General features: G+C 72.3%; 2 protein-coding genes. One reads left to right on the top strand and one right to left on the bottom strand.

Annotation, left to right across the window (positions count from 1 at the left end):
- A partial coding sequence (locus tag AB0J52_RS39250; protein ID WP_500188167.1) for a nuclease-related domain-containing protein occupies positions 1-625 on the bottom strand: 625 nt, incomplete at its 3' end.
- 446 nt (positions 626-1,071) lie between these two features.
- Here AB0J52_RS39250 and AB0J52_RS39255 point away from each other — a divergent pair.
- The coding region (locus AB0J52_RS39255) for a DEAD/DEAH box helicase (protein WP_500188169.1) at positions 1,072-1,690 on the top strand (619 nt) is incomplete at its 3' end.

Genomic DNA, 1,690 nt, shown 5'->3' on the forward strand with positions numbered 1-1,690 from the left:
CCGCCGTCCGGCGGCCGATGGGCAGCACGTGGACGGTCGCGCGGGCGAGCGTCTCGACCTGCTCGGCGGAGTACTCGGCGGTCGGGTTCCGGCGGATCCAGCGCAGCATGCGCAGCGGCGTCGCGAACACGACGCCGTCCGCCTCGAAGGGGGAGCGGGCGAGCCGGCCGCCGTGCACGACCAGCAGCGGCCGGACGGTGACCTCCTCGCCGGTGTGCTCGGTGAGCAGCCGCGCGACGGTCTCGGCGGAGCCGGTCAGCGAGGTCATCAGCTTGGTCTGGGTGCGGCCGTCCACGAAGACCCTGCCGCCGTAGGGCGCGATCTCGGTCTCCGGGTGCCACGCCTCGTTGTGGATGAGCCAGATCCCGCCCGGCCCGACGAGGATCTCGTCGGCCTGGTCGTGGCCGGGGACGGTCCGCGCGTGCACCACCCGGTGGCCGCGCCGTTCCAGGGTGTGGCGGAGCAGCCGGTCGGTGCGCTGCTCGCCGCGCAGCCCGCGCCGCCAGACACTGGAGGCGTTGTAGCCGTGCCAGTGGAAGAAGAAGTCCAGAACTGAAACCACCAGGGCCATCGCGATGCCGAACACGGCGTTCACGAGGGCTCCGCACAGAATGAGCGTCAGCACGGCGAATATGGCGCGGTTCCGGACCCTGGCCTTTCGTCCGCGTTCCCACAGCTCCGCGTACACGGCCTGTGGCGTTCCGCCAGTGAACGCCTTCCTGTCGCGAAGATAGATGGAGCTGCCGCCCATCGCCCGTCCCTCCCTCGCACCTGCGGTGACGACTCCAATTATGGAGATACCCGTGGGATTGGGATAGCCCTGGAGGGGGTGAGGGAACTGAGGCCGAAACGCTACCGGAGCGCAAGAGATATTGCCCCGGGGATGCTACACCGCAGGTTCTCCTGTGCGCTCTTGACCTTGGGTTTAGAACGTTCTACCGGAGAAAGGCGAAATGCGCGGTGAAACTATCGCCGCAAGGCTCGGTTCCGGTTGCGCGGCGGTGATCTTGCTCACAGCCGGCGGGAGGCGTCCGGTTCGCGGCGTTCCGTAGCGGCGGCCACACTGGACGGATGCACGCCGACCGCCGCGCCGCCCTCGCCGGACTGCCCGTCCGGACCGTCGTCCCCGCCCTCCGCCGGGCGCTGGACGAGCGGGGCGTCGCCGTGCTCGCGGCCCCGCCCGGCACCGGAAAGACCACCTACGTCCCCCTCGCCCTCGCCGGCCTCCTGGACAGCTCCGAAGCCGCAGCCGTCTCCGGACCCAGCGCCGCCGGACGCGTCGTCGTCCTCGAACCGCGCCGGCTCGCCGCCCGCGCCGCCGCGCGCCGGATGGCCTGGCTGCTGGGGGAGAAGGCCGGCGGACGCGTCGGGGTGACCGTCCGGGGCGAGCGGCGGCCCGGGTCGGCCGTCGAGGTGCTGACCACGGGAGTGCTGTTGCAGTGGCTCCGGAGCGACCCCGAACTGGAGGGCGTCGGCACGGTCATCCTGGACGAGTGCCATGAGCGGCACCTCGACGCGGACACGGCCCTGGCGTTCCTGCTGGACGTGCGCGCGACGCTCCGTCCCGACCTGCGGATCGTCGCCGCGTCCGCGACCGCCGACACCGGCCCGTGGGCGAACCTGCTCGGCCGCGAGGACGGCGCGCCCGCGCCCGTCGTGGAGGCCGGGGCCGTGCTGCACCCGGTGGAGG

Source organism: Spirillospora sp. NPDC049652, assembly GCF_040675125.1.
In the GTDB taxonomy this organism is placed as follows: domain Bacteria; phylum Actinomycetota; class Actinomycetes; order Streptosporangiales; family Streptosporangiaceae; genus Spirillospora.